This window comes from Clostridium zhoujianii (assembly GCF_051590805.1).
In the GTDB taxonomy this organism is placed as follows: Bacteria; Bacillota; Clostridia; order Clostridiales; family Clostridiaceae; genus Clostridium.
The window spans coordinates 1,350-1,817 of the sequence record NZ_JBPUTF010000011.1; the positions used below are offsets into that span (position 1 = coordinate 1,350).

1 protein-coding gene is annotated in these 468 nt (G+C 32.3%); it reads left to right on the forward strand.

Annotated elements, in window-relative coordinates; all coding sequences use genetic code 11:
- On the forward strand, positions 1-468 hold a 468-nt coding region (locus ACSYT2_RS18525; RefSeq protein ID WP_438385421.1), incomplete at both ends, for a triple tyrosine motif-containing protein.

Below are 468 nucleotides of genomic sequence, written 5' to 3' on the forward strand. Positions count from 1 at the left end.
GATCTTCGATTCTTTATAAATTTCTAGTAAAGGATTCTACAGGTTGGAAGACTGTTAAGGATTACTCTACTTCTAATTCTTTCACTTGGAATCCTACTACTACTGGAAACTATGTTATAAGTGTTTACTCTAAGGATGTTAACTCTAAAAATGATGTTGATAGCTTTAAAACTATGGATTATTCTATAGTTAATAATAACCCTGTTGTTGTGAACTCTATAACTGCAAATAGACCTTCACCTGCAGCACCTGGTTCTTCTATTACTTTTACTGCAAATGCTACTGGTGGATCTTCGATTCTTTATAAATTTCTAGTAAAAGATTCTACAGGTTGGAAGACTGTTAAGGATTACTCTACTTCTAACTCTTTCACTTGGAATCCTACTACTACTGGAAACTATGTTATAAGTGTTTACACTAAGGATGTTAACTCTAAAAATGAGGTTGATAGCTTTAAAACTATGGATT